Genomic DNA, 8,048 nt, shown 5'->3' with positions numbered 1-8,048 from the left:
GGCTTCTGGAAGTTCATGAGGCGGGGCTCCTGTGAAGGGTTGCGAGGCCTTCCCATGGCAAGGTCGGGGCCACGCGGGCCGCCAGGGCCTCGCCGTTGGGATTCCGGGGCGTTACGTGAGCGCGCGGCCCGCCGGATGACGTGGCCGCGCCGCGAACGTGCCAGTCCTGGCACGCGCGCTGGCTCCTCCCTGGAGGCGGCCTGTCATGCCCCCCCTCAGGGTCCTCCACGGACCTCGCGGAGGGCGCGCCCCGGCGTCATGCGGGAGGCACGGCGCCGGGGCGGAGCTCCGGCCTACCGCGCCGCGCCCTGGAGCGCCTCCGTCAGCCGCTCCGCGAGCCGTTGGACATGGGGTGCACGCAGCAGCGTGTAGTGGGTGGCTCCGGGGAGCGCTTCCCGCGTCAGCTCGCCCTGGACGTGCGCGCTCCAGCCGTCGTCGCCGCGCGCCGGGGCATCGCCCGCCTGGAGCAGGAGGACGCGGCCGGTGAACGTTCCGGGACGGTGGTGCTTCAGGGCGCGCAGGTTGCGGGTGAAGACGTGCAGGAGCGTGCGCCCCGTCTCCGTGGCCGATTCCGGCGTCGCGAGCTGGCCCTGGTCGAGCTCGAACAGCGCGGCCACCTGGCCTGCGTCGTCCACGTCGAGCGGCACGCGGTCGTCCGTCGCCGGGCTGGGATCGATGAGGGCCACGAGCTCCACGGTCTCGCCCCGGGCCTGGAGCTGGCGGGCCATCTCGAAGGCCACGACGCCTCCCATGGACCAGCCGCCCAGCCGGTAGGGGCCGTGGGGCTGCACGGTGCGCACGGCGGCCACGTAGAGCGCCGCCATCGCCTCCACCGTGTCGAGCGGCGGACGGCTCCCATCGAGCCCCTGGGACTGGAGCCCGTAGAAGGGCTGCTCCGGGCCCAGCTGCTTCGCCAGCGCCGCGTACGCGAGCACGTTGCCGCCCACCGGGTGGACGCAGAAGAAGGGCCGCTGTGAGCCCTCGCGCTGGATGGGCACGAGCGGGGAGAAGACCGCGGGCGCCTGGCGCAGCAGCCGGGCCAGCGTCTCCACCGTGGGTGCCTGGAAGAGGGCCGCCAGGGGCAGCTCGCGGTGGAAGCGCTCCCGGATGCGCGCCATCAGCTTCACGGCGAGCAGGGAGTGACCGCCCAGGTCGAAGAACGGACGCGTCACGCCAATGGGCCGGACGCCCAGCAGCTCCTCCCAGAGCGCCACCAGCTCCCGCTCCAGATCGTCGCGCGGGGCGACCTCCGGGGTTTCGACGGGACGGGCGGCCGGGGCCTCCGGGACGTGCATCCGGTGAAGCTCGTCCTCCGTCAGCAACGTCCGCCGGTCCAGGGGCGCGTCGGGATTGGCGAGGACGGTCTCCAGCAGCGTGCTCCAGCGCTCCATCAGCCGCTGGATGGTGGCGGCGTCGAAGAGGTCCGTGCTGTACGTGAGCGCACCCTGGAAGCCGTCGGGCTGCCGGGTGAGGGCCAGGTCCAGATCGAACTTCGCCGCCGTGGGAGTGACTTCCACGGCCTTCAGCGTCAGACCCGGGAGGGCGACCTCCGGCTCCGGCGTGTTGTGCAGCGCGAAGAGGGCCTGGAAGAGCGGGGTGCGGCCCAGGTCGCGCTCGGGCTGGAGCGCGTCCACCAGCCGCTCGAAGGGGAGGTCCTGGTGTTCGTACGCGCCGAGCGTGGTCGCGCGCACCTGCGCGAGGACCTTCCGGAACGACGTGTCCGCGGTGAAGCGGGCGCGGAGGACCAGCGTGTTGACGAAGAAGCCGATGAGGCCTTCGGTCTCCGCGTGGCGGCGGTTCGCGATGGGCGTGCCCACCAGCACGTCGTCCTGTCCGGCGTACCGCGACAGCAGCAGTTGGAACGCGGCCATGAGGACCATGAAGGGCGTGGCGCCTTCCCGCTTCGCCAGCGCTTCCACCGCGTCACTCGAAGTCGGTGTCAGCTGGACGGGCCACCGCGCTCCCTGTGCGGAGCGGCGGGCCGGACGGGGCCGGTCCGTGGGCAGCGCCAGCGCATGCGGCGCCCCTTCGAGCTGGCGCTTCCACCAGCCGAGCTGTCCCTCCAGCACCTGGCCCTCCAGCCACGCGGCCTGCCACCGGGAGAAGTCCGCGTACTGCACGGGTAGCTCCGGCAGTGGCGACGGCTGGCCCTGGCGGAAGGCTTCGTAGAGCGCCACCAGCTCGCGCACGAGCACCCCGAAGGACCAGCCGTCGGAGACGGTGTGGTGCGTGCACAGCAGGAGCACGTGCTCCCGCGCGGCCAGCCGCAGCAGGGAGAAGCTCGCGAGGGGTCCGGTGCCCAGGTCGAAGGGCCGCAGCGCCTCCGCGTCCACCCGGCGCCACACTTCGGCTTCACGCGCGTCCGCGGGCAGGGCCTCCAGGTCCTCCGTGCGCAGCATTCCCGTGGGCGCGGGATGGATGCGCTGACGTGGCGTTCCGTCATGTGACTCGAACGTCGTGCGCAGGGTTTCGTGCCGCTGCACCAGCGCGTCGAAGGCCCGCTGGAGGGCGGGGACGTCCAGCGCTCCGGACAGCCGCAGCGCGAAGGGCATGTTGTAGAGCGAGCTGCCCGGCTCCAGCTGGTCGATGAACCACAGCCGCTGCTGCGCGAAGGACAGGGGCGCGAGTCCGTCCCCCTGCGTCCGAGTCAGCGGCGGCAACGCGGGCGTGGGCGCGGCGTCCGTCAACCGCCGGGCGAGGCCCGCCACGGTCGGCGTTTCGAAGAGGGCCCGGACGCGCAGCTCCACGCCGAAGTGGGCGCGCACGCGCGACACCACCTGCGTGGCCAGGAGCGAGTGCCCGCCCAGCTCGAAGAAGTTGTCGTGACGGCCCACGCCGGACACGCGGAGCAGCTCCTCCCAGATGGTGGAGAGGCGCTCCTCGGTGGGAGTCGCGGGAGGCTCGAAGGCACGTGCCGAGCGCGGCGACGCGTCCGGCGTGGGCAGGGCCTTGCGGTCCACCTTGCCGTTCGGAGTCAGGGGCAGGATGGGCAGGGCAATGAGGGCGGCCGGCACCATGTAATCGGGCAGGTGTCTTCGCAGGTGCTCGTGCAGTGGGCCTGTGTCCACGTCCGGAGTGACGTAGGCGACGAGGCGCGCGTCGCCTGGCACGTCCTCGCGAACCAGGGCCACCGCGTCTCGGACGCCAGGATGGGCTCGCAGCGTGGATTCGATTTCGCCCAGTTCGATTCGATGGCCGCGCACCTTCACCTGGAAGTCCAGGCGGCCCATGAACTCGAGCGTCCCGTCCTCGCGCCACCGGGCCTTGTCGCCCGTGCGGTACAGGCGCGCTCCAGGCTCCGTGCCGAACGGGTCCGGCATGAAGCGCTCGGCGGTCAGGTGAGGGCGGCCCAGGTAGCCGTGCGCGACGCCTTCTCCGGCGAAGCACAGCTCTCCCGGCAGGCCGAAGGGCACCAGTTCCTGCCGTTCATCGAGCACGTACGCGCGCAGGTTGTCGAACGGCCGTCCGATGACGGGCACCGCAGGGGACGTTTCCTCCAACTCCCATGCGGTGGTCGCCACGGTGCACTCGGTGGGGCCGTAGGTGTTGAAGGCCCGAGTGCGCCGGTTCGCGGCGAGCCGCCGCCAGAGCACTTCGTCCAGGGCCTCGCCGCCCACCAGCAGCAGTGAAGGCAGGCGGGGGCGCTCCAACATCCCCGCGTCCAGCAGGAGCTTCAGCTGCGCGGGCGTGACGTCCAGCGTGTCCACCCGCGTCTGCTCCAGCCACGTGAGCATCCGCTCCGGCTCCAGCCGGAGGTTGGCCGGGACCAGGCACACGCAGTGGCCATCCACGATCCAGAGGAGCTGGTACACGGACGCGTCGAAGAACAGCGGGGCGTTGACGCCGACGCGGAGCCCCGGCGGCTGGCCCGCGTACACGGTCCGCAAGAGCGCATGGCGCAGGTGGAGCACCGAACGGTGGCGCACCATCACGCCCTTGGGCGTGCCGGTGGAGCCGGAGGTGTAGATGACGTAGGCGAGGTTTCCCGCCCCCGCCGCCGGCGGCAGGTTGTCCGAAAACCTGTCCGACAGTCGGACAAGTTCCGGGTCTTCCGCCGCCGCCGATGCGGTTTCCGAAAACCTGTCCGACAGTCGGACAAGTTCCAGGGCTTCCTCCGCCGCCGGGGCGGCCTCCGAGAACCTGTCGGACAGCCGGACAGGTCCCGGGCCTTCCTCTGCCACCGGGGCGGCCTCCGAGAACCTGTCGGACAGCCGGACAGGTTCCGGGCCTTCCTCCGCCGCCGGGGCGGCCTCCGAGAACCTGTCGGACAGTCGGACAGGCTCCGGGCCTTCCTCCGCCGCCGGGGCGGCCTCCGAGAACCTGTCGGACAGTCGGACAGGCTCCGGGCCTTCCTCTGCCGCCGGGGCGGCCTCCGAGAACCTGTCGGACAGTCGGACAGGTTCCGGGCCTTCCTCTGCCGCCGGGGCGGCCTCCGAGAACCTGTCGGACAGTCGGACAGGTTCCGGGCCTTCCTCTGCCGCCGGGGCGGCCTCCGAGAACCTGTCGGACAGTCGGACAGGTTTTGCGTCCATCCGCACCAGGTGGGGCACGTCCGGGCGCCACGCCTTCAATAGGGCCTGCGTCGTCACCAGCACGGACGCGCCAGAGTCTTTGAGGACGAACGACTTGCGCGCGGCGGGCGCGGCCGGGTCCAGCGGCACGAAGGCGCCTCCGGCCTTGAGCACCGCCAGAAGCGCCACGATGGCCTCCACCGAGCGCTCCAGGCACAGGCCCACCGTCACCTCCGGGCCCACCCCCAGCGACCGCAGATGCCACGCGAGCTGGTTGGCCCGCGCGTTGAGCTGCTGGAAGGACAGCGTCGTGTCCCCGAACACCAGGGCGTCCGCGTCCGGGGTCCGCTCCACCTGGGCCTCGAAGTGGCCGTGCAGCGTGCCTTCGCCGTCAAAGGACGACACGCCCCCGGCCAGGTCGCCCAGGAGCTGTCGCCGTTCCTCCTCCAAAACGAGGGACAGTCCGGACAGCGGTCCATCCGGATTCGTGAGCACCGCCTCCAGCAGCACCTGAAGGTGGGTGAGGAGCCGCGCCATGGTGGGGCGCTCGAAGAGGTCCGTGGAGTATTCGAGCTTGCCCCGGAAGCCATCCTCACGGCGGTCCAGGTCCAGGCTCAGGTCGAACTGCGACGTGGTCCGCTCCGCGAGGACCGCGGGGCGCACGGTGAGGCCGGGCAGCGACAGCTCCGGCACCGGCGCGTTCTGGAGCGCGAACATCACCTGGAACAGCGGCATGCGGCCCAGGTCGCGCGTCGTTTGCAGGGACTCCACCAGCCGCTCGAAGGGGACGTCCTGGTGCTCATAGGCACCCAGCGTCGTGGCGCGCACCTGTGCCAGCAGCTCCCGGAACGTCTTCCGGGCGCCGAAGCTTCCACGCAGCACCAGCGTGTTGACGAAGAAGCCGATGAGGCCTTCGGTCTCCGCGTGACGACGGTTCGCGATGGGCGTGCCCACCAGCACGTCGTCCTGGCCAGAGTAGCGGTGCAGCACCGTCTGGAAGGCCGCGAGCAGCACCATGAAGGGCGTGGCGCCTTCATGCTTCGCGAGGGCCTCCACGCGCTCGGACAGGGTGAGGGGCAGGTGCACCGGTAGCGTGTCGCCTCGCTGGGTGGAGACGGCGGGACGGGGCTTGTCGGTGGGAAGCTCCAGCGCCCGGGGCGCTCCTTCGAGCTGCCGGGTCCACCATGCGAGCCGCGCCTCCAGCGCCTCCCCCTGGAGCCAGGCGCGCTGCCAGAGCGCGAAGTCCGCGTACTGCACGGGCAGCTCCGGGAGCGCGGGCGGACGGCCTTCACGCAGGGCCGCGTAGAGGGCGGTGAGCTCGCGCACCATCACGCCCAGCGACCAGCCGTCGGAGACGATGTGGTGGAGGTGGAGCACCAGCACGTGCTCCTCGGCCGCGAGCCGGAGCAGCAGGGCGCGGATGACCGGGCCTCGCTCCAGGTCGAACGGCCGCTGGGACTCCGCTGTCACCAGCCGCTCCGCTTCGCGCAGCCGGGCTTCGGTGTCCTCCACCGTGGTCAGGTCCACGCGCTCCAGCGGCACGGTGGCCTGCGCGTGGATGTGCTGCACCGGCTGGCCCGCCTCCGTGCGGAAGGTGGTGCGCAGGGACTCGTGCCGCGCCATCAACGCGTCCAGGCTTCCCTTCAGCGCGGGCTCGTCCAGTGCGCCGAGGAGCCGCAGGGCGACGGGCATGTTGTAGAGGGCGCTGCCCGGTTCGAGCTGGTCGATGAACCACAGCCGCTGCTGCGCGAACGACAGCGGCAGCAGCGGGGGCCTCGGGGAGCGGGTGAGCGGCGGCACGTGCTCGCGGCGGTTCGTGGTGGCGCCCAGGTGCCGGGCGAGCGCGGCCACCGTGGGCGCGTTGAACAGCTCACCCAGGGGCAGCTCCACGCCCAGCGCCGCGCGGATGCGCGACACCACCTGGGTGGCCAGGAGCGAATGGCCTCCCAGGTCGAAGAAGTCATCGTGGATGCCCACGGCGTCCAGGTGCAGCACCTCCGCCCAGATGGCCGCGAGCTGGGTCTCCACGGCGTTGCGTGGGGCTTCGCGCGTGGACCCGGTGGACCGGGGCGCTTCGGGCACGGGCAGGGCCCTGCGGTCCACCTTGCCGTTCGGTGTCAGCGGCAGGGCCGGCAGCGCCACCCAGGTGGACGGCACCATGTAGTCGGGGAGCTGCCGCTGCGCGTACGCCTTCACGCGGTCGGTGCTGGCGCTGTCTCGGTCGAGGACCACGTAGGCCACGAGCCGCTTCTCACCGGGGACGTCCTCGCGCGCGAGCACCACGGCCTCGCGCACGTCCGGAGCCTGGCGCAGCACGGCCTCGACTTCTCCGGGCTCGATGCGGAAGCCGCGCAGCTTGAGCTGGAAGTCGGTGCGGCCCAGGAACTCGAGCGTGCCGTCGTCCCGCCAGCGCGCCCGGTCGCCCGTGCGGTACAGGCGGGCGCCCGGTGTGGCGGAGTGGGGATGGGGGACGAACCGCTCGGCGGTGAGGTCCGGCCTCTGGAGGTAGCCCCACGCCAGGCCGTCACCGCCGACGTACAGCTCGCCGGGGAGTCCCGGCGGCAGGGGCTGGAGGTGCGCGTCCAACACCCACGCGGTGGAGTTCGCCAGCGGCCGGCCAATGGGGACCGAGCGCTCCACGGTGTCCCTCGCGCGCAGCGTGTGCGTGGTGGAGAAGGTGGTGTTCTCCGTGGGGCCGTACCCGTTGACGAGCACGGCGTCCGGCGCCATCCGCGACAGGTGTTCCCGCACTCGCGGCACGGGCAGCACGTCGCCGCCCGCCAGCACCTGCCGCACGCCCGCGACCGGGGCGCCTTCGTGAAGGACCATCTGCTCGAAGAGGGCTGCGGTGAGCCACAGCGTGGTGACGCCCTCCACGGCGAGCAGCGTGCCCAGCTCCGACAGCGAGAGCGCATGCGGCGGTGCGAGCACCAGCTTCGCGCCGTGCAGCAGCGCGCCCCAGAGCTCCAGCGTGGAGGCGTCGAACGCGACCGGCGCGGCCTGGAGGAACACCTGCTCCGGACCGAAGGCGATGAGGCCATTGCCCCGTACGAGCCGCACGATGCCCCGGTGGGGGACGCAGACGCCCTTGGGACGGCCGGTGCTGCCCGACGTGAACATCACGTAGGCGAGCGCCTCCGCGGGCACCCGCACGTCCAGCGGCGTGACCGGCTGCTTCGCGATCAGGTCCGCTTCCGCGTCCAGCAGCACGAACAGCCCGGTCACCGCCGGCAGCTCATCCGCGAGTGCCTCCTGCGTGACGAGCACGCCGACACCTGCCTCCTGGAGCACCCAGGCCGTGCGGTCCGCTGGGGCCTTCGCCTCCACGGGCACATAGGCCGCGCCCGCCTTGAGGATTCCGAGCATTCCGGTGACGAGCTCCGGCGAACGCTCGATGCACAGCCCCACGCGGTCCCCAGGCCGCACGCCCAGCCGGCGCAGGTGGTGCGCGAGCTGGTTCGAGCGCCGATCCAGTTCGCCATACGTGAGCTCGCGCGCCGCACCCGGCGCCGTGTCCCCCAATGGGAAGGCCCCCAG

At 72.2% G+C, this 8,048-nt stretch carries 1 protein-coding gene (only partly in view); it reads right to left on the bottom strand.

All coding sequences use genetic code 11. The features are described from left to right. Positions 1-293: 293 nt before the first annotated feature. Positions 294-8,048 carry the 3' end of a non-ribosomal peptide synthase/polyketide synthase gene (locus D7W82_RS18285; protein WP_233587771.1) on the bottom strand. The gene runs 24,810 nt beyond the window's last position, so 7,755 of the gene's 32,565 nt are visible here — the last part of the coding sequence; its start codon lies beyond the right edge, outside the window; the stop codon is at positions 294-296.

It is taken from the genome of Corallococcus sp. CA049B, assembly GCF_003611685.1.
Classification (GTDB): domain Bacteria; phylum Myxococcota; class Myxococcia; order Myxococcales; family Myxococcaceae; genus Corallococcus; species Corallococcus coralloides.
Note: the sequence above shows the minus strand (reverse complement) of the source record. Positions and strands in the feature narration are given on the sequence as shown.